Below are 20157 nucleotides of genomic sequence, written 5' to 3'. Positions count from 1 at the left end.
GCTGTCTGTCGAAGGGTACACAGATCCAAGGCCCCCTCCAGCGGGGGGCTTGGAGTCGGGGCGCTCGGGTTGTTCAGGCCCTGTTGTGACCGCCGACGCCCTCGTCGTCGACATCACGCCAGAATTCGCTGTCGTACTGGGTGTCGGGGATGACGATCTTCTCGCCCGACTGCTGCACGGTGGCGCCCGCCAGGTCCAACTCGGACACGTCGGTGTCGAGCAGATCGACGTCGGACAGGATGCGGTCGGCGTCGATGACGATGCGACGCATCGCGGGGCTGTCGCCGTATCGCGACCGCAGCGAGCTCACGCACCGCCGCAGGCCGCCGATCAGGTCGTGCAGTTCGGCGAATTCTGTCGTGCCAGTCGTGCTCGTCAACGCATCTCCTCGGCAGTGTTTCGGATCACAGTACGTCCCCAATACTATCCACGGCACAGGCGAACGTCAGACCATTGAGCTCCGACGCCAAGGGAGCAAACACTGATGACGGGCCCCACCACGCCGGCCGAGCGCGCCGCCACCCTGTTGAAGCTGCACCGGCCGGGCAACCCGGTCATCCTGCCGACCGTGTGGGACGCCTGGTCGGCGCGACTGGCCGTCGGCGCCGGGTTCGCCGCGCTGACCGTGGGCAGCCATCCGATGGCGGACTCGATCGGCAAACCCGACAACGAGGGCATGTCGTTCGACGACGTGCTCACCCGCGTCGCGCAGATCACCGCGGCGGTGGACGTCCCGGTGTCGGTGGACATCGAATCCGGCTACGGACTTCCGGCGGACCGCCTGATCGAGGGGCTGCTCAGCGTCGGGGCCGTCGGGCTGAATATCGAGGACACCGTGCACTCGGAGGGCCGGCGGCTGCGGTCCGCCGACGAACACGCCGAGCTGGTTGGCGCGCTGCGGTCGGCCGCCGACGCGGCCGGAGTGCATGTGGTCATCAACGCCCGGACCGATCTGTTCCTGCGCCAAGACGGCGAGGAGTCCGATCGCGTCGACCGCGCCGTGGCGCGGCTGAATCGGGCGGCCGCCGCCGGCGCCGATGTCCTGTACCCGGTCGGCCGCCACCACCCCGACACGTTGCGGCGCTTGACCGCGGAATTGGTGTTGCCGGTCAACGCGATCGCGCTGCCCGACCAGGACGACCCCGCGGCCTTCGGCCCGCTGGGCGTGGCCCGGGTCAGCTTCGGGCCCTTCCTGCAGGCCGCGCTGACGGGCCGGGCCAACGAGCTGCTCGCCCGCTGGAGTTGATGCCGAGCAGACGCAAAGGCCCCCGACACGCCGTGCGCGCGGGGGCTTTTGCGTCTTGTCGGTGCCTTACTTGGTGATCGCGATGCGCTGCGCCTGGTTCCCGGCGTACGCGCCGGTGACCCGCACCGTCAGCACGCCGGCGTCATAGGACGCGGTGATGGCGTCGCCGGTGACGTGGGCGGGCAGCTGGAAGGACCGGCGGAACGAGCCGTACCGGATCTCCCGCAGCGTGCGGCCTTCCTTCTCTTCCGAGTGCTCGTCGCGGTGTTCGCCGTGGATGACCAGGCGGCCCCGGTCGACCTCGACGTTCACGTCCCGGTCGACGTCAACGCCCGGGAGCTCGACCCGTACGATCGCGTCGTCCCCGTCCTTGACGATCTCGGCGGCGGGCCGAAAACCGCTGCTCACCGGGGTGTTCCAGTCCGCGGCGGCGGCGGGGCCGAAGAAGTCGCGCAGCCAGCGGTCGGTGTCCCAGGCCGGTCGCGACCACAGTGCGAGGTTGCTCATGGTGCTTCCCTTTCAATTCCTTGATCTTCGTTGTGAGATTCCTGTGACCGGCGCTTCGACGACCGGCTACTAGTACAAACATGAGTCGACCACGCTTAAGTTCCAGCTGGCCGTTCGCCGGCAGCGAACGATCAATCACAGCCGTCCCTGTGAGTTGTGAGATCCTCGTCATAGGACTGTCACATTGCGCGAAAAAGACGTAATTTCTGGCCGTTACTCTCAAAGCCATGTCTGCAGACGGGATTTCGCGCGCAAGCTGTGCGCCGCGTCACATCATCGTAGTCGGACATGGCATGGTGGGCCACCGGTTCGTCGAGGCGCTCCGCGCCCGCGACACCGAGGGCCGTTGGCGCATAACGGTTTTCGCTGAGGAGACCGACGCCGCCTATGACCGCGTGGGGCTGACCTCCTACACCGAGAGCTGGGACCGCAAGCTGCTCGCGCTGCCCGGCAACGAGTACGCGGGCGACGACCGGGTCCGGCTGGTGCTGAACCAGCGGGTCACCGAAATCGACCGCGCGACAAAGTCGGTGCTCACCGCCGACGGTCAGCGCCACGACTACGACACCCTGGTCCTGGCGACCGGCTCCTACGCGTTCGTGCCGCCGGTGCCCGGCCACGACCTGCCCGCCTGCCACGTGTACCGCACGCTCGACGACCTCGACGCCATCCGCGCCGATGCCCAGCGCGCGGCGCAAAGCTCACACGCGACCGCGGGCGTGGTCATCGGTGGCGGCCTGCTGGGGCTGGAGGCCGCAAATGCGCTGCGCCAGTTCGGGTTGCGGACCCACGTCATCGAGATGATGCCGCGACTGATGGCCCAGCAGATCGACGAGGCCGGCGGCGCGCTGCTGGCCCGGATGGTCGGGGACCTGGGCATCTCCGTGCATGTCGGCACCGGCACCGAGTCGATCGAATCGGTCGACCACCCGGACGGGTCGACGTCGGCGCGGGTGCGCCTGACCGACGGCCAGGTGGTCGACGCCGGCCTGGTGATCTTCGCGGCCGGGATCCGGCCGCGCGACGAACTGGCGGTCGCCGCCGGGCTGACGCGCGCCGAGCGCGGCGGTGTGCTCACCGACGTGTCCTGCCGGACAAGCGATCCCGACATCTACGCGATCGGCGAGGTCGCCGCGATCGGCGGCCGGTGCTACGGCCTGGTGGGTCCGGGCTACACCTCGGCCGAGGTGGTGGCCGACCGCCTGCTGGATGGCGTCGCGGAGTTCGGCGAGGCGGACCTGTCCACGAAGCTGAAGCTGCTGGGCGTCGACGTCGCCAGCTTCGGTGACGCGATGGGCGTCACCGAGAACTGCCTCGAGGTCGCCATCAACGACGCGGTGAACCGGACGTACGCGAAGCTGGTGCTCTCCGACGACGCCAAGACCCTGCTCGGGGGCGTCCTGGTCGGCGACGCCTCCTCCTACGGGGTGCTGCGGCCGATGGTCGGCAGCGAGCTGCCCGGGGATCCGCTCGCGCTGATCGCGCCGGCCCAATCCGGCGGCGGCGAGGCGTTGGGCATTGGGGCGCTGCCGGATTCGGCCCAGATCTGCTCGTGCAACAACGTCACCAAGGGCGATCTGAAGTGCGCGATCGCCGACGGCTGCGCCGACGTGCCCTCGCTGAAGTCGTGCACCTCGGCCGGGACGTCGTGCGGGTCGTGCGTGCCGCTGCTCAAGCAGCTGCTCGAAGCCGAGGGCGTCGAGCAGTCCAAGGCTTTGTGCGAGCACTTCAGCCAGTCGCGCGCCGAGCTTTTCGAGATCATCTCCGCCACCGAGCTGCGGACCTTCTCCGGACTGCTGGAGCGCTTCGGCCGCGGAAAGGGTTGCGACATCTGCAAACCCGTGGTCGCCTCGATCCTGGCGTCCACCGGCTCGGACCACATCCTCGAGGGCGAGCAGGCCTCGCTGCAGGACTCCAACGACCACTTCCTGGCCAACATCCAGAAGAACGGCAGCTACTCGGTGGTGCCGCGGGTCCCCGGCGGCGACATCAAGCCCGAGCACCTGATCCTGATCGGCCAGATCGCCCAGGACTTCGGCCTTTACACCAAGATCACCGGGGGCCAGCGCATCGACCTGTTCGGCGCGCGGGTGGACCAACTGCCCGAGATCTGGAAGCGCCTGGTCGACGGCGGCATGGAATCCGGGCACGCGTACGGCAAGGCGCTGCGCACGGTGAAGAGCTGTGTGGGCACCGACTGGTGCCGTTACGGGCAGCAGGATTCGGTGCAGCTGGCCATCGACCTCGAACTGCGCTACCGCGGCCTGCGGGCGCCGCACAAGATCAAGATGGGCGTCTCGGGTTGCGCGCGGGAGTGCGCCGAAGCCCGCTCCAAGGACGTCGGCGTCATCGCCACCGAAAAGGGCTGGAACCTCTACGTCGGCGGCAACGGCGGGATGACCCCCAAGCACGCGCAGCTGCTGGTCAGCGACCTCGACACCGAGACGCTGGTCCGGTACGTCGATCGGTTCGTCATGTACTACATCCGCACGGCCGACCGGCTGCAGCGCACCGCGCCGTGGGTCGAGTCGCTCGACGGCGGTCTGGACCACGTGCGCGAGGTCGTCTGCGAGGACTCGCTGGGCCTGGCAGCCGAATTCGAGGCCGCAATGGAGCGGCACGTGCGCAACTACAAGTGCGAATGGAAGGGGGTGCTCGACGACCCGGACAAGCTCTCGCGCTTCGTGTCGTTCGTCAACGCCCCCGACGCCGTCGATTCGACGGTGACGTTCACCGAGCACGCCGGGCGCAAAATCCCTGTGTCCATTGGCATGCCGACGGTCCGCGAGCACAACTCCGAAGGAACGAGGAAGGTATCATGACGCTTCTCAACGACCTTGCCGTGTGGACGAGCGCGTGCGCGTACGACCACCTCATTCCCGGCCGCGGCGTCGGCGTGCTGCTCGACGACGGTTCCCAGGCCGCGTTGTTCCGGCTCGACGACGGGTCCGTGCACGCGGTGGGCAACGTCGACCCGTTCTCCGGGGCGGCCGTGCTGTCCCGCGGCATCGTCGGCGACCGCGGCGGCCGCGTCACGGTTCAGTCGCCCATCCTCAAGCAGGCGTTCTCGCTCGAAGACGGTTCCTGCCTGGACGATCCGAGCGTTTCGGTGCCGGTGTACCCGGTGCGGATCACCGCCGACGGCTTCGTGCAGATCGCCCGCGACGCCGACGCCCGGGCGGCCTGAGCGCGCGACCGCTCACCGGGTGATGTCGCCGACCAGGTAGCGCTGCATCGTCGGACCGATCGCGTCGACCAGCGCGTCCACCGACATCGAGTGCAGCGGCTCGGAGCGGATGCCGTAGCGCATGATGCCCAGGCCCACGAGCTGGGAGGCGCACAACGAGGCCCGCGTAGCCGCCTTGTCGGCGCCGAGGATTTTCAGCAGCGGGCCGAAGACCGGGCCCACGAAATTGCTTTGGACGATTTCGGCGGTCTTGGCCATGCCCGTGGACGCGACTGCGCTGGCCGCGAACGGCCCACCCCCGGCGGCATCCCAGGTGGTGATCAGCATCGTCAGGGTCCGGCGGCCGATTTGATTGACCCCTCCGGTGACGAGCCGGTCGATGAATTCCGGTGTGCCGAACGGCAAACGCAGCGCCTTGGCGACCGGATCAAGGATGCCACGCGACGGCTCTTCGCGACGGGGCATGGTGCCAGGATCGCCGGTTCGAGCCCAAAGATCAAGGAATTGGCCGTAACGCGCGCGCGTGGGTGACCTGTTGGGGGGCCGATCGACGCGACGCATGCCGGGCGGTGGCGGCCAGGGCGGGCGGCAGGGCGCGGCGGAATCGGTTCGCGATCAGGCGGGCCAGGCCGGGATGGGTGCCCAGCGGTTGACTGACCAGATCGGCGCCGCAGTCGTGCAGCCGTTGTTGGAACAGGCCGTCGGCCAACAGGTAGGAGGCGACCACGACGCGTCCACCGCGGCGCCTCGCCCGGTCGACCGACTCGTGCAGTTGCGGGTCCCCGGTGGCAGCGAACGCCAGGCTCACCCGCGATCCGGTGAGCGCCGACAACAACGTCGCCGTGGTGTGCAGGTCGGCGCGGGCCTTGTCGTCCGAGGTTCCCGCGGCCGCCAGAATCACCGAATCGCCCGGCCGCCAACCGCATTTCAGCAGCTGATCGCCGACGATCCGCGCGACCTGCCCGCTCGGGCCCAGCGCGGGGGTGACGGTCACGTTCGGATGACCGCTGATCGCGACGTGGGCGGGCAGGTCGACCCGGACGTGATATCCGCGCGACAGGAACGCCGGCACCACGATGGCCGGCCGGCCGGCGGCCTTCGCTGTGGCCAGCACCTCGCTGGGGGTGGGTCCCACCACGTCGACGAACGCCACGTCGACCGGGCTGCGGACGAGCGTACTCACCTGTGCCGCAAGGTCTTCGACCATCGCCACGCCGCCGGGCCTGCGGGTGCCGTGCGCCACCAGGATCAGTGCCATGGGGATTCGTCCGGATGGTCGATCGCGAGCCGGTAGCCACGCTTGACCACCGTCGCGATGATGTTCTTGTCGCCCAGCGCCGTTCGCAGCCGCAGCACGGCCGTGTCGACGGCGTGGGGATCGTTGCTGTTGCCGGGAAGCACCCGCAACAGGTCGTTGCGCGCGACGACCTCGCCGGGGCGCTCCGCCAGCGCGCGCAGCGTCGCCATTCCCGATCCCGACAGGGACCGCGGCGAACCGTCGACCAGCACGCAGGTCCCGCGGATCTCCATCTCGTGGCCGGCCGCCCGGATGGTGGTCGAGCGAAGGGTCGGGAGCTCCTGGGCGATGTGACGGGCCAACGCCCCCAACCGCATTCGCTCGGGCGACGACGTGGGGACCCCGGCGCGGAGCAGGGGCTGCGCGGTGACCGGGCCCACGCACATCGCGTGCACGTCGCTGCGAAGTGCTTGCAGCAGTTGCTCTTCGACGCCCAACTCGCGGCTGCGCTCCAGCAGCGCCGCGCCCGCGGGCGCCGAGGTGAAGGTCACCGCGTCGAACTGCCGCCGGGCGACCGAGGTGACGAGTTGGTCGAAGTCGCCGCCGGCCGGCGTTGGTTTCCAGCGATATACGTGGATGGGGACCACCTGGGCGCCCGCGGACCGCAACCCGTTGAGGAATTCCGGGAACGGGTCCCAGGTGTCGGCCGCGCCGTGCAGCTGGACCGCGACCCGCTTTCCGGCGACATCCGATTCGAGCAGGTAGCGCAGGACCTCGCTCGACGATTCGGACTTAGGCGACCACTCCTCGTGCAGTCCGGCGGCGCGCAAGGCGCCGGTCGCCTTCGGCCCGCGGGCCACGATCCGCGCCCGGGACAGGGACGCCAGCAGCTGGGTGGCCAGTCCCCAGCCGTCGGCCGCGGCGACCCAGCCGCGGAAGCCGATGCCGGTGTGCGCCACCAAGATATCGGGAGGCTCGGCGATGACCGCTTCGGTGTGGCGCTGCAGTTCTTCGTCTTCGGGCAGCGCGATGAGGTTGATGGCCGCGGCGCTGGATACCTCCGCGCCGTTGCGGCGCAGCAACGCGCACAGCTCTTCGGCCCGGTTCGCCGAGGTCACGGCGATCCGGTAGCCGGTCAGCGGCGCGGAGTCTAAAGGGGCCAGTTGGGGGGCCATATGAAGTGTGTATGCCTGCGACATTTCGGTTGCGTTACCGGGCAATTGCTGTGGCATTGCCCGTGTTGCGAGTCCGCTCACACACGGGCGGCCTCGGCTTCCGCCCGCGCCCCGGAGCGGCCCGGGACCGAGACGGGACGCCGGACGTAGACCATCCAGGTCATGATCGCCGCGCCGACGTAGGAAGCCAAAAACGCCCAATACGCCGCCGTTTCGGTGCCGGTGCTCAGGTAGGACTGCCGCAGCGCCAGGTTGATTGCCACGCCGCCGAACGCGCCGACCGCGGAGCAGATGCCGATCAGCGATCCCGACTGCGCGCGCGCCCAACGACGACGGTCGTCTTCGCTCATGTCCAGCCCGCGACTGCGGGCCTCGTAGACCGTCGGGATCAGCTTGAACACCGACCCGTTTCCCATGCCGGACAGGACGAACAGCACCATGAAGCCGGCGACGCAGCCGATCATGCTGACGGAACGCGCCACGGCGTGCTGGTCCTCGAGGGCGCTGATGGTGACCAACAGCGCGGCCGCCAGCGTCATCCCGGCGAGGACGCCAAGCGTGACGCGGCTGCCGCCGATGCGGTCGGCCAGCCGGCCCCCGTAGATGCGCGCCACGGAGCCCAGCAGGGGACCGACGAAGGCGACCTGGGCGGCGTGCAGCGCGGCGTGCTTGGCGGTTTCCCCGCTTTCCAGGAAGTGGACCTGCAGCACCTGCCCGAAGGCGAAGGAGAACCCGATCCAGGAGCCGAAGGTGGCGATGTAGAGCAGCGAGATGACGTGGGTGTCGCGCTCGAACAGGATCGAGCGCATGGTGCGCAGCTGGGTGCCGTGGTGGACGTTGTCCATGACCAACGCGGCCGCGATCCCCACGGCGACGAGCAAGACCAGGTAGATCGCGCACACCCAGTACGGGGCCTGGTGCCCGGCGGTGGCCAGCACCAGCAGGCCGACCAGCTGGATCACCGCGACGCCGAGGTTGGCGACGCCGGCGTTGACCGCCATCGCGGCGCCCTTGAGTCGCTGCGGGTAGAAGGCGTTAACGTTGGCCAGCGAGGCCGCGTAGTTGCCGCCGCCCAGCCCCGTCAGCGCGGCGCACAGCACGAAGAGCCATAGGGGCAGGCCGGGGTTGGCCAACAGGGCGATCGTGCCCGCCGTCGGGATCACCAGCACGAAGGCCGAGAACGTCGTCCAGTTGCGACCGCCGAAGGCGGCGATGCCCAGGGTGTAGGGGATCCGGGCGCAACCACCGACCAGGGTGGCCACCGCGCCCAGCAGCAGCTTGTCGCTCGCGGAGAAACCGTAGACGGCGCCCGGCATGAACAGCGCCATGACGGGCCACAGCGTCCAGATCGAGAAGGCCACGTGGTCACCCGCGATGGTGCCGAGCAGATTGCGCCGGGCGATCTTCTTGTTCCCGGCCTCCCAGGCCGCCGCGTCTTCGGGATTCCAGTCCGCGATGCGATGGTTGCGGTGCGGCGAAATCACCTGGGCGCGTTGGCATATGGACGCTGCGCGTGCGTGCATACCGATCCCTCTCTTTGGAAGCAGTTCGGGGTCTGGCCGGCGACGCGCGTGGGCGTCCCGCATGAAGGGGCATGCCCCGCCGTAGGTTTCCGATGCTCACATCTAGGACGCGAGCGGGTCAACCGGAATCGGCCGATATGGGCTGTTAGTTGATTACCAGTTATCTGGTAAGTCCCTGAAGGGTGCCGGCGCGCGCGAATGCCGATCGCCGCCAAGTGATCTCACGCCGGGGCGTCGGACTTTGTGAGCTGTCCTACAGTCGAACGCCGGAATTGCGTTAGCCGAACGGCCAACTCGCGACGCCGGCCCCGGCCACGGCGCCGACCGGGGTACGGGGCCGCGCCCAGTGCAGCCGCACCGACTGGCCGGGCCGCACCTGGGCGATCTTGTCGACGTCCTCGTCGATCACCACGCCCACCACCGGATAGCCACCGGTGACGGGGTGGTCCGGACCGAGGATCACCGGTAAACCGTTGGGCGGCACCTGGATTGCGCCACGGGTGGCACCTTCGCTGGGCAGCTGCCGGTCCGGATGGAGGCATTGCAGGGGACGGCCGACCAGCCGCATCCCCACCCGGTCGCTGCGATCGGATGCCACCCAAGCGGTGCGCACCAGCGCGTCGGGGTCGAGGAACCAGTCGTCGCGCGGCCCGGGCACCACGGACAGCTCGACGACGCCGCCGGTGATGGCCGCCACCGGCGCCTGGTCCAACTCGGGATAGTCCGCGGTGTGCTCGCCGATCGGCAGCCGGTCCCCGGCCCGCAGGGGTGAGGGCCCGATGGCCGACATGACGTCGTAGCTGCGCGAGCCCAGCACCGGCTCCACGCAGATCCCGCCGCGGACCGCGACGTAGCTTCGCAGCCCCGCCCGCGGGGCGCCCAAAGAGATCACCTGGCCGTCGCGCAGGTGCTGAATGCTGTTGGTGCCGAACTCGATTCCGTCGACGGTCGGATCGGTGTCGGCGCCCGTCACCGCGATGTCGACGTCGCTGCCCCGGACCCTGGCCGCGAACCCGCCGAACGTCACCTCCACGGTGGCGCGGTCGTCGGGGTTGGCCACCAGCCGATTGGCCAGTTTGTGCGCGCGCCGGTCGGCGGCCCCGGACCGGCTGACGCCGAGGTGGGCCAGTCCCGGCCGGCCGAGGTCTTCGACGACGGCGAACGGCCCGGTGCGCAGGATCTCCAGGACTGCCACGACTGCCTCCTTGAATGGTGCGGCCCGGTTGGGCTAGACGGCCCGGAACTGAACCCACATGCCTTGCATCAGCAACGCAGGGTCCGGGCGCTGCAGGTCCCACAGGACCGCGTCGGTGTGGCCGATGAGTTGCCACCCGCCGGGGGACTGCCGGGGATAGATCGCGCTGAATTCCCCGGCGAGGGCGACGGATCCGGCCGGCACGGCGGTCCGCGGCTCGGGACGCCGGGGCACCCGCAGGCGCGGGTCGCCGTCGACCAGGTACGCGAAACCGGGTGCGAATCCGCTGAATCCGACCCGCCACAGGGTGGCGGTGTGGGCGTCGATCACCTGCGGGATGGTCAGCCCGGTGTGGCCGGCGACCTCGGCGAGGTCGGGGCCGTCGTAGACCACGTCGATCACCACGTCGGCGCCGCTCTCGGACGGGGCCGGTGGCGTGGCGGTGACGCGCATCGCGTGCAGCCTCCGGCGGACGACGCCCTGGCGGCGGGGGCCGTCCAGCTTCACCAGCACGGTGCGGGCGGCCGGCACGACATCGACCACGCCCGCGATGGGCTCGGAGCGCAGCGCGGCGGTCCACGCCAAAACCTCTGCGGCACTGCCACATTGCACCATCAGCGCCCGGTCGCCGTAGTCCAGGACGGTGTTGCCGGCCAGCTCGGTCGGCAGTTCGTGGGCCAGGTCGCCGCTAAGGTCCGTCACGCTCATTACTCGACGGTAACCCCGGGATCGGGGCTCGTGCGAGGGGCGGCGGCGGGATTTTCGAGCACTGCCAGAGCTGCCTTAGCAAACGCTCAAACAGCCAGGATGCGCGCGAGCGGCTAGCCCAGGATTTTGGTGAGCAGCGGGGGCAGTTGGTCGGCGACGAGGGGGTAGCTCAGCGGTGAGGCGAAGGCGATCGCGCCGGCTTGCTCCGCGGAGGTGAAGATGTGGCGGTTCTGCGCGGTGGTCAGTGACCCCGCCACCTCGGGGTCGGCCAGCAGGGCCTTCTGATCGTCGGGGTTGCGGGTCGTCCAGATCACCACGTCGGCCGAATCGAGCACGGACTTGATGTGATCGCGCGGGATGACGGCGCGCTGATCGGTGCCGAACGGTTTGATGCTGTCGGCGACGACCAGCCCCATCTGGTTCAGGAAATCCGTGCGCCAGCCCGCCATGGTGGCCACGACGGTCCCCTGCCACAGCGCGCCGTGCATCAGCAGCGCCTTCTTGCCGGTCCACTGCGGGTTCTTCTTGCCGACGTCGGTGAACTTCTGGTCGACACCGTCGATCAACGACTTCATCTGGTCCGCCTGGAACACGGCCTGCCCGACGGCGGCGGCCTGCTCCTTCCACGGTTCGAAGAAGGCGTCGCCCCCGGATTGCGCGACGGTCGGGGCGATCGCGGACAGTTTCTGATAGGTGTCGGCGTCGAGGCCGGCGTTGACGGCCACGATCAGGTCCGGTTTCAGGCCCGCGATCTGGTCGACCGGGATGCCGTTGTCCAGGTTCAGCACCACCGGACGGGCCCCGCCGAGTTTGGGCGCGGCCCATGGCCAGACCGCGAACGGCTGGTCACCGAACCAGTTGGTGACCGCGATCGGCACCACGCCGACGGCGAGCAGGTCGTCCTGCTCGGTGAAGCCGGCGCTGACGACGCGCTTGGGGGGTTCCTTGACGACGGTCTGACCGAACAGGTGGGTCAGCGTCACCGAGCCCGGGGTGGCACCCGGAGCCGGTTTGTTCGACGAACACCCCGCCGAAAGCGCCGAGGACCCGGCGATCGCGGCGACGCCGGAAGCCCCTGCGAGCTGCAAGAATCCCCGTCGATTCCATCCCTGTCGCATCGCGTGAGAGTATCGCGTTCCGCCACCCGGCGGCTCGCGTTGCAGAGTTCTGACAAACGCGCCGGCCCCGTTGCGATTTCTGCGTATCGCCCGCGTAACTGTGCACACCCGGACCGGTAACAGTGCCTCTCTAGCGTCAAGTGGTCACCGCCCGCGCCTACCCACAAGGGAGTCCCACCAGATGACCACGACCCTCAGCCCGGCATCGCAGCCCGCGCCGACGCGCGAGCGTCCTGCCGGACGGCACTGGATCGACGACTGGCGACCCGAAGACCCGGAGTTCTGGGAGGCGACCGGCAAGCCGATCGCCCGCCGCAACCTGATCTTCTCGATCTTCGCCGAGCACGTCGGGTTCAGCGTGTGGATGCTGTGGAGCATCGTCGTGGTGCAGATGACCGCGGGCGCGCACGGGCTGCCCGCCGCGTCCGGCTGGGCGCTGACCCCCAGCCAGGCGCTGTGCCTGGTCGCCGTCCCCAGCGGGGTGGGCGCCTTCCTGCGGCTGCCGTACACCTTCGCGGTGCCGATCTTCGGCGGCCGCAACTGGACGACCATCTCGGCGGCGCTGCTGCTGATCCCGTGCCTGCTGCTGGCCTGGGCGGTGAGCCATCCCGGCATCCCGTTCGCGGTCCTGGTGGCGGTCGCGGCGACCGCCGGCTTCGGCGGCGGCAACTTCGCCTCGTCGATGGCCAACATCTCCTTCTTCTACCCGGAGAAGGACAAGGGCTGGGCGCTGGGCCTGAACGCGGCCGGCGGCAACGTCGGCGTCGCCGTCGTCCAGAAGATCATCCCGCCCGTCGTCGTCGCCGGCGGCGGGGTGGCCCTGGCCCGCGCCGGACTGTTTTACGTGCCGCTGGCCGTCGTGGCCGCCGTGTGCGCGTTCCTGTTCATGAACAACCTGAGCGAGGCGAAGGCCGACGTGAAGCCGGTGTGGCAGTCGCTGCGCCACCCCGACACCTGGGTCATGTCGCTGCTCTACATCGGCACGTTCGGGTCCTTCATCGGCTACTCGGCCGCCTTCCCGACCCTGCTAAAGACGGTGTTCGGCCGCGGCGACATCGCGCTGACCTGGGCCTTCCTCGGCGCCGGCATCGGATCGGTGATCCGGCCCCTCGGCGGCAAGCTGGCCGACCGGATAGGCGGCGCGCGCATCACCGCCGCCAGTTTCGCGCTGTTGGCCCTCGGGGCGGCGGCCGCGCTGTGGTCGGTGCGGGCGGTCAACCTGCCGGCGTTCTTCGCCAGCTTCATGTTCTTGTTCGTCGCCACCGGCATCGGCAATGGCTCGACCTACCGGATGATTTCGCGGATCTTCAAGATCAAGGGCGAGCTGGCCGGCGGCGATCCGGACACCATGGTGCAGATGCGGCGCCAGGCCGCCGGCGCGCTGGGCGTCATCTCCGCGGTGGGCGCCTTCGGCGGCTTCATCGTGCCGCTGGCCTACGCCTGGTCGAAATCGGAGTTCGGCAGCATCGAGCCGGCGCTGCGCTTCTACATCGCGTTCTTCCTCGCCCTGCTGGGCGTCACCTGGTACTGCTACCTGCGCAGGCACAACGCGATAACCCGGGTCGGGATCTAGTTAGGGCTGCTGCTTGCCGCCGTAGTTGGCCCAGGGGCTGTAGTCGGCGATCAGCTCCTCCTGCGGCGGCCGCTGGTCCTCGGGAACGTGTTGCAGGTTGATCCGGATCCGGTACCAGATCGAGCTGGGCCCGCGCATGCCGTCGACGAGGACGTCGACCGGCTGCAGCCGCTCGGCCGCCGCCGGATGGCGGTCGCGCCAGGTGTCCAGCGCCGCCATCGCCTCGTCCTTGGTCTTGGTGCGGGCGATCTCGATCAGGGGCATCGAGGATTGACGCCGCCCGCCGGTGCCCTTGTCGCGCTTGCCCGACCCTTTGGGCGCCCGCTCGGGAGGCCCCATCTCCTCGGCCAGCACCAGCAACCGGTCGAGGTCACCGACCGCGTCGTCCATTCCCTCCCAGGGGTCACCGATCTCGGCGAACCGCGCGGGCACGGTATCGATGGTGAACGCCTCGGGCCGGCACCCGGCGACCTCGTCCCAGTGCAGCGGGGTCGAGACCCGGGCGTCGGGCGTCGCCCGCACCGAATAGGCCGAGGCGACCGTGCGGTCCTTCGCGTTTTGGTTGAAGTCGACGAACACCCCCTCGCGTTCTTCCTTCCACCACCGGCTGGTCGCCGCCTCGGGCACGCGCCGCTCCACCTCCCGGGCGACTGTCTGCGCGGCCAGGCGCACCTGGCGGAACTCCCAGCGCCGGGCGATGCGGGCGTAGATGTGGAAGCCGCGCGACCCCGACGTCTTCGGCCACGGGGTCAGGCCGTAGTCCTCGAGCACCTCGCGCGCCACCAGGGCGACGTCCACGATGCGCCGCCAGGAGACCCCGGGCATCGGATCGAGGTCGACGCGCAGTTCGTCGGGGTGATCGAGGTCGTCGGCGAGCACCGGGTGCGGATTCAGGTCGACACAGCCCAGGTTGATCGCCCAGGCCAGCCCGGCGGCGTCGCGGATGACGGCCTCCGCCGCGGAAGTGCCTCGCGCGTAACGGAGTTCGGCGACGTCGACCCAGTCCGGCCGTTTCGCCGGCGCGCGCTTCTGGAACACCGCCTCTTCGGTGATGCCCTTGACGAAGCGCTTCAGGATCATGGGGCGCCCGGCCACGCCGCGCAGCGCGCCGTCGGCCACGGACAGGTAATAGCGGACCAGGTCGAGCTTGGTGTAGGGGCCCGATGTTTTGTGGCCGTCCGCGCGGGGGAACACGACCTTGTCCGGATGGGTGACGGTGACCTCGCGCCCGGCCACCTCCAGCAAAACCGGACGGGTCATGCGGTTCATGTTAATTCGCCAGAATTTCTGGCCGTGCTGAGACGGACGTCACATATGGTGGATTCCATGCCTAACCTCCTCGGCCTGCCCGGCCAGGCCTCCAAAGCGGTAGCAAAACTGCACCAGTACGTCGAGCGCGGCTCCGCCGAACTGCACTACGTGCGCAAAATCTTCGAGTCGGGCGCGTTCCGGATCGAGCCACCGCAGAACTACGCCGCGATGGCGGCCGACATCTACAAGTGGGGCGAGTTCGGCATGCTGCCCGCCCTCAACGCGCGGCGCCATCCCGACCGCGCGGCGTGCATCGACGAAGAGGGCGAATTCTCCTACCGCGAACTCGACGAGGCGGCGCACGCGGTGGCCAACGGGCTGATCGAGAAGGGCGTCAAGGGCGGCGACGGCGTCGCCATCCTGGCCCGCAACACCCGCTGGTTCCTGATCGCCAACTACGGCGCCGCGCGGGTCGGCGCGCGCATCATCCTGCTCAACAGCGAATTCTCGGGTCCGCAGATCAAAGAGGTGTCCGAGCGCGAGGGCGCCAAGCTGATCATCTACGACGACGAGTACACCAAGGCCGTCAGCAAGGCCTCACCGGAGCTGGGCAAGCTGCGGGCGCTGGGGACCAACCCGGATAGTGACGAGCCGTCCGGCAGCACCGACGAGACGCTGGCCGACCTGATCGAGCGCAGCAGCAAGGAGCCCGCCCCCAAGGCGGACAGGCACGCCTCGATCATCATCCTGACCAGCGGGACGACCGGCACCCCGAAGGGCGCGAACCGCAGCACCCCGCCGACGCTGGCTCCGGTCGGCGGAATCCTGTCGCACGTCCCGTTCAAGGCCGGCGAGGTGACGTCGCTGCCGGCGCCGATGTTCCACGCGCTGGGTTATCTGCACGGCACGATCGCGATGTTCCTGGGCTCGACGCTGGTGCTGCGCCGCAAGTTCAAGCCGCCGCTGGTGCTGCAGGACATCGAGAAGTACAAGGTGACCGCGATGGTCGTCGTCCCGGTGATGTTGTCGCGGATCCTCGAAGCGGTCGAGAAGATGGACTCCAAGCCCGACCTGTCCAGCCTGAAGATCGTGTTCGTGTCGGGATCGGCGCTGGGGGCCGACCTGGCGGAGCGCTCGCTCAAGGACCTCGGCCCGGTGATCTACAACATGTACGGCTCGACCGAGATCGCCTTTGCGACCATCGCCGAACCCAAGCACCTGCAGTACAACTCGTCGACCGTCGGGCCGGTCGTCAAGGGCGTGCGCGTCAAGATCTACGACGACAACGGCAAGGAGCTGCCGCAGGGCGAGGTCGGCCGCATCTTCGTCGGCAACGCCTTCCCGTTCGAGGGCTACACGGGCGGGGGCAAGAAGCAGATCATCGACGGCCTGTTGTCGTCGGGCGACGTCGGCTACTTCGACGAGAACGGCCTGCTCTACATCAGCGGGCGTGACGACGAGATGATCGTCTCCGGCGGCGAGAACGTCTTCCCGGCCGAGGTCGAGGACCTCATCACCGGGCACCCCGACGTCGTGGAGGCCACCGCGATCGGCGTCGACGACAAGGAGTGGGGCCACCGCCTGCGCGCCTTCGTGGTGAAGAAGGACGGCGCGGACCTCGACGAGGACACCGTCAAGCACTACGTGCGCGATCACCTGGCCCGCTACAAGGTGCCGCGCGAGGTCATCTTCCTCGACGAGCTGCCGCGCAACCCCACCGGCAAGATCCTCAAGCGCGAGCTGCGCGAAATGGAGATCGAATAAGCCTCAGCGGCGTTCTTTGATGGCCCGGGTGATCTGGGCCGTGAGCTTCGGGTCGACCAGGAGTTGGTCGATCAGCGCGGTGAGCACCTCCTGCCCGGTCACGCGGGCGACGCCGAGCCGATCGGCCGCCTCGCGCTGCCAGATGTCGAGGGCCCGGTGAGTGGCGGCCGCCAGGTCGACGGTCCGGCGGGTCCGCTGGGTGCGCCCCGCCTGGTTGGCCGACGGCTCGCTGGCGATGCGCTGGCCGCGGGGCTGCCCGAGGCTGAGGCGCTCGGTCGGCGCGGCGTCTCCGGCGGGGCCGCCCGCCGGGGTGGGGGCGCGAAAGGATCCGGCGCTGGGTCCGTTGGGACTGGGCTTGAAGTTCACTTCGGTGTCTTCCTCCGTGAGTGCGGATCAGTAAATCAGCGCTCGTCGCCTATGTGTCAATACTGATTCTCTCACCGACGCCACCCTAAGTCGCGTCGCCGGGCCGCGGAGGGCCCGGGTGGGACGCCGATGGATTTACGCGCGGCTCCGCGACGCCGGATGCAGGCGAAAGAGCAAATTTGAGAAATAGCTGACGTCGGTAAGACGGGCGCCGGGATTGCGGCCATCCGGCGAGTCGCGGTCGGTAATTCGGGATCGAATCAGTGGATCTGACAATGCGCATATTCGGACTTCAGTAAATACGTCAAGCCCGGACAGTACATCAGTATATCGCCATTTAACTGCGGCGATAACCGGAACCTCCGCGCGCTCGCTCAGTATTCGCGGATCAATGAATTGCGTAAATATGAATGGATAATCGCAGCTTTGATCGCGCGTCAACACGGCATTGTTGCGCAATTCACACCCCAAAATCCCCGAATTCGCTTGTTTGCTTAGAAATGTCCGGTTAGCGTTTTAAGCATCGATTCAAAGTCTTTCGAAAGGAGCGCCCTCGATGATCTCGTCAGCATCGTTACGTGGCGCGGCCGTAGGTGTTGTGGGTGCCGGGGCCGTGGCGGGCGCGCTGCTCTTCGGCGGCGCCCCCGTGGCTTCGGCCGCCCCCGGGCCGAGTCACTCCACAAGCTTCGCCAGTGCCGGGCCGCAAAGCGGACCGGGCCTCATTCCCGACCGCCCCGGTGGCCGTGGATGGGGTGGCCATGATGGTCGGGGACATGGCAATTGGGGTCACGGTGGCTGGGGGCACGGTGGCTGGGGCCACGGGCCCGGCTACTGGAAGCCCCAGCACTGGTGGAACTGGTGGTGGTGACCACCATCTCCGCGCGGTAGCCGGCCATCACCGACACGCCAACCCTCGGGATGGACGGCTCGCGTATGGGGGGAACCATGCCGGCTTGACTCAGTCAGGCCGGCATGGCCCATTTCTGCGCCCGGTTACGGATCGCGCGGCAGGCCCAACAACCGCTCGGCGATGATGTTCAGCTGCACCTCGGACGTCCCGCCGTAGATGGTGGTCGCCCGGCTGGCCAGCAGGTACTCGCCCCATTTGCCGGGCAGTTGGTCGGTGTCGCCGATCGCGGCGTCGGTCCCGAAGGACGAGACCGCGAACTCGGCGTAACCCTGGCCGGTGCGCATCGACAGCAGCTTGGAGATCGCCGCCGACGGCATCGCGTCCCCGCCGGCCAGCGTCAGCAGCGTGGAACGCAGGTTCAGCACCTTGGCCGCGTGGCCCTCGGCAATCAGCTGACCGGCGCGGTGCTGCGCGACCTGATCGAACTGCCCGTCACGAACGAACTCGACGAACTGCGACAGCGTGGCCAGGAAGTTCGCCTCGCTGCTGCCGATCGACACCCGCTCCGCGGTCAGGGTGTTTCGGCTGACCTCCCAGCCCCGGTTCACCTCACCGAGCACGCACTCGTCGGGCACGAACACGTCGTCGATGTAGACGGTGTTGAACATCGCGTTGCCGGTGAGCTCGCGCAGCGGCTTGACGTCGACGCCCTCGCTCTTCATGTCCAGCAGGAAGTACGTGATGCCGCTGTGCTTCGGCGCGCTGGGATCCGTCCGCGCGAGCAGCGCGCCCCACTGCGAGAACTGCGCGGCGGTCGTCCAGATCTTCTGGCCGGTAATGCGCCAGCCCCCGTCGGTCCGGGTGGCCTTCGTGGACAGGCCGGCCAGATCCGAACCGGCGCCCGGCTCGGAAAACAGCTGACACCAGATCATCTCGCCGCGGAAGGTCGGCGGCAGGAACCGCTGCTTTTGCTCCTCGGTGCCGAACGCCACGATCGACGGGACGATCCAGGTGGCGATGCCGGTCTGGGGCCGCTTGACCCGCCCGGAGGCGAACTCCTGCGCGATGATGATCTGCTCCACCGGCCCGGCCGCCCGGCCCCACGGCTTGGGCAGGTACGGCAGCACCCAGCCGCCCTCGGCGATGGCGACCTTGCGTTGCTCGCGCTCGATCTCCTTGAGTGCCGCCACTTCGGCCCGGATCTCCGCCCGCAGCTTCTCGGTCTCGGGATCGAGGTCGATGTCCACCGCGCGCATCCCGGTGGTGGTCGCGGTGTCGACCACCTTCTGCGGGTAGTCCGAGCTGCGGCCGAAGGAGGCGGCCAACATCAGCGCCCGGCGGTAGTACACGTTCGTGTCGTGCTCCCAGGTGAACCCGATCCCGCCATGCACCTGGATGCAATCCTGCGCGCACCGTTGGGCGGCCGCCGGCGCCAGTGTCGCCGCCACGGCGGAGGCGAAGTCGACGTGGGAACCCGCGGTGTCCCAACGGTTTTCGCGGGCCTCGTCGATCGCGCGGGCGGCATCCCACACCGCCGCGGTGGCCCGCTCGGTGTCGGCGATCATCTCGGCGCACTTGTGCTTGATGGCCTGGAATTGGCCGATCGGCCTGCCGAACTGCTCGCGGATCTTGGCGTAGCTCGACGCGGTGTCGGTCGCCCAGCGCGCCACGCCGATGGCCTCGGCGGACAGCAGCGTCGTCATCAGCGCGTGCGCGGTGCCCATGCTCAGGTTCGTCAAGACGACGTCGTCGCCGACCTCCACGGCGTTGGCCCGCACGTCGGCGATGGGCCGCAACGGGTCCAGGCTCTTCACCGGCTCGATCTCGAGCTGGTCGGCGCGCAGCACCACCCACGCCTCGCCGCTGTCGATCGCAACGGGGAGCACCAGCAGCGAGGCCTGCGCGGCGGCGGGGACCGCGCGCAGCTCGCCGCGGATCACCAGCGAATTGCCCTGCCGGGTGGCGGTCAGCGCGCAGCAATTCAGGCCGTAGGCGCCGATCTCGGCGCCGGACGCCAACCCGGCGAGCACCTTGGCGTCCGGGTCGTGCGCGGAGATCAACGCGCTGGCGATCGCGGACGGCACGAAGGGGCCCGGCACCGCCCCGTAACCGAATTCCGCGAGCACGATGGCCAACTCGAGGACGCCGAAGCCCTGCCCGCCGACGGATTCCGCCAAGTGGACGCCCTGCAGGCCCTGCTCGGCCGCGGCCTGCCAGTACGGCGGCGGGTTCTGGACCGGCGTCTCCATCGCCTCGTGCAGCGTCTCGGACGGGGCGATGCGCGCCACCAGCGCCCGCACGGAATCGGCCAGTTCTTGATGCTCGGGATTTATCGCGATCGGCATTGGTCGCCTTCCGTTGCTGCAGGACGCCGTCTCGGCCAAGTACCTTCCAAGCTAACAACCAGTCGGTTGGTTGACGACACGGGCTCGTGACGAGGCGCGGCTGGTCGCCACC

General features: G+C 69.0%; 17 protein-coding genes. 5 read left to right on the top strand and 12 right to left on the bottom strand.

The features are described from left to right. Nucleotides 1-73: 73 nt before the first annotated feature. On the bottom strand, nt 74-379 hold the full coding sequence (locus tag K883_RS07130; RefSeq protein WP_008261755.1) for a hypothetical protein: 306 nt from the start codon (nt 377-379) through the stop codon (nt 74-76). Between the two features lie 105 nt (nt 380-484). Here K883_RS07130 and K883_RS07125 point away from each other — a divergent pair, with 105 nt between their 5' ends. After that, entirely contained in the window at nt 485-1246 is a 762-nt protein-coding gene (locus K883_RS07125; protein WP_036454125.1) for an isocitrate lyase/PEP mutase family protein, read from the top strand. Nucleotides 1247-1312: 66 nt separating this feature from the next. On the opposite strand, the gene K883_RS07120 is transcribed toward K883_RS07125, so the two are convergent. Further along, nucleotides 1313-1753 carry an Hsp20/alpha crystallin family protein gene (locus tag K883_RS07120; protein ID WP_020823761.1) on the bottom strand — a complete coding sequence of 147 codons (441 nt, stop codon included), beginning with the start codon at nt 1751-1753 and terminating at the stop codon, nt 1313-1315. Nucleotides 1754-1980: 227 nt separating this feature from the next. Here K883_RS07120 and nirB point away from each other — a divergent pair, with 227 nt between their 5' ends. Then, the gene (nirB, locus tag K883_RS07115) at nt 1981-4575 is read left to right on the top strand and encodes a nitrite reductase large subunit NirB (RefSeq protein WP_081914354.1); all 2595 of its coding nucleotides are present in this window, start codon (nt 1981-1983) and stop codon (nt 4573-4575) included. Next, nucleotides 4572-4940 carry a nitrite reductase small subunit NirD gene (nirD, locus tag K883_RS07110; RefSeq protein ID WP_020823759.1) on the top strand — a complete coding sequence of 123 codons (369 nt, stop codon included), beginning with the start codon at nt 4572-4574 and terminating at the stop codon, nt 4938-4940. The genes nirB and nirD overlap by 4 nt, the downstream gene beginning before the upstream one ends. A gap of 12 nt (nt 4941-4952) precedes the next feature. Here the strand turns inward: nirD and K883_RS07105 are convergent, their stop codons facing one another. The 7 genes from K883_RS07105 to K883_RS07075 form a co-directional block, all read right to left on the bottom strand. Beyond that, nucleotides 4953-5405, bottom strand: coding sequence for a TetR/AcrR family transcriptional regulator (locus tag K883_RS07105; protein WP_008261746.1), 453 nt, complete (start codon nt 5403-5405; stop codon nt 4953-4955). A gap of 31 nt (nt 5406-5436) precedes the next feature. Then, nucleotides 5437-6198 carry a sirohydrochlorin chelatase gene (locus K883_RS07100; RefSeq protein WP_020823758.1) on the bottom strand — a complete coding sequence of 254 codons (762 nt, stop codon included), beginning with the start codon at nt 6196-6198 and terminating at the stop codon, nt 5437-5439. After that, nucleotides 6189-7340, bottom strand: coding sequence for a uroporphyrinogen-III synthase (locus tag K883_RS07095; RefSeq protein ID WP_094081142.1), 1152 nt, complete (start codon nt 7338-7340; stop codon nt 6189-6191). The genes K883_RS07100 and K883_RS07095 overlap by 10 nt, the downstream gene beginning before the upstream one ends. 89 nt (nt 7341-7429) lie before the next feature. Next, nucleotides 7430-8875, bottom strand: a complete 1446-nt coding sequence (locus K883_RS07090) for an MFS transporter (RefSeq protein ID WP_179945049.1) — start codon at nt 8873-8875, stop codon at nt 7430-7432. 277 nt (nt 8876-9152) lie between these two features. Further along, complete coding sequence (locus tag K883_RS07085) at nt 9153-10070, bottom strand: 5-oxoprolinase/urea amidolyase family protein (RefSeq protein WP_020823755.1); 918 nt, start codon at nt 10068-10070, stop codon at nt 9153-9155. A gap of 33 nt (nt 10071-10103) precedes the next feature. Continuing rightward, nucleotides 10104-10778 carry a 5-oxoprolinase subunit B family protein gene (locus tag K883_RS07080; protein ID WP_020823754.1) on the bottom strand — a complete coding sequence of 225 codons (675 nt, stop codon included), beginning with the start codon at nt 10776-10778 and terminating at the stop codon, nt 10104-10106. A 113-nt stretch (nt 10779-10891) separates the two neighbouring features. Then, entirely contained in the window at nt 10892-11896 is a 1005-nt protein-coding gene (locus tag K883_RS07075) for an ABC transporter substrate-binding protein (RefSeq protein ID WP_036454121.1), read from the bottom strand. Between the two features lie 181 nt (nt 11897-12077). On the opposite strand from K883_RS07075, the gene K883_RS07070 reads away from it, so the two are divergent. Beyond that, nucleotides 12078-13469: a NarK family nitrate/nitrite MFS transporter gene (locus tag K883_RS07070; protein ID WP_020823751.1), complete on the top strand. Its 1392-nt coding sequence runs from the start codon at nt 12078-12080 to the stop codon at nt 13467-13469. On the opposite strand, the gene K883_RS07065 is transcribed toward K883_RS07070, so the two are convergent. Then, nucleotides 13470-14738, bottom strand: a complete 1269-nt coding sequence (locus K883_RS07065) for a DNA polymerase domain-containing protein (protein WP_020823750.1) — start codon at nt 14736-14738, stop codon at nt 13470-13472. It abuts the gene before it with no gap. 57 nt (nt 14739-14795) lie between these two features. On the opposite strand from K883_RS07065, the gene fadD2 reads away from it, so the two are divergent. Then, on the top strand, nt 14796-16484 hold the full coding sequence (fadD2, locus tag K883_RS07060) for a long-chain-fatty-acid--CoA ligase FadD2 (protein WP_036455303.1): 1689 nt from the start codon (nt 14796-14798) through the stop codon (nt 16482-16484). Between the two features lie 3 nt (nt 16485-16487). Here the strand turns inward: fadD2 and K883_RS07055 are convergent, their stop codons facing one another. Beyond that, nucleotides 16488-16850, bottom strand: a complete 363-nt coding sequence (locus tag K883_RS07055) for a hypothetical protein (protein ID WP_008261730.1) — start codon at nt 16848-16850, stop codon at nt 16488-16490. 993 nt (nt 16851-17843) lie between these two features. Then, nucleotides 17844-20045, bottom strand: coding sequence for an acyl-CoA dehydrogenase (locus tag K883_RS07050; RefSeq protein WP_020823748.1), 2202 nt, complete (start codon nt 20043-20045; stop codon nt 17844-17846). Nucleotides 20046-20157: the final 112 nt, after the last annotated feature.

Origin of the sequence: Mycobacterium sp. TKK-01-0059 (genome assembly GCF_000709305.1) — a bacterium.
Taxonomy (GTDB): domain Bacteria; phylum Actinomycetota; class Actinomycetes; order Mycobacteriales; family Mycobacteriaceae; genus Mycobacterium; species Mycobacterium intracellulare.
The sequence above is the reverse complement of the archived record's forward strand: the minus strand, read 5'-3'. Positions and strand labels throughout refer to the sequence as shown.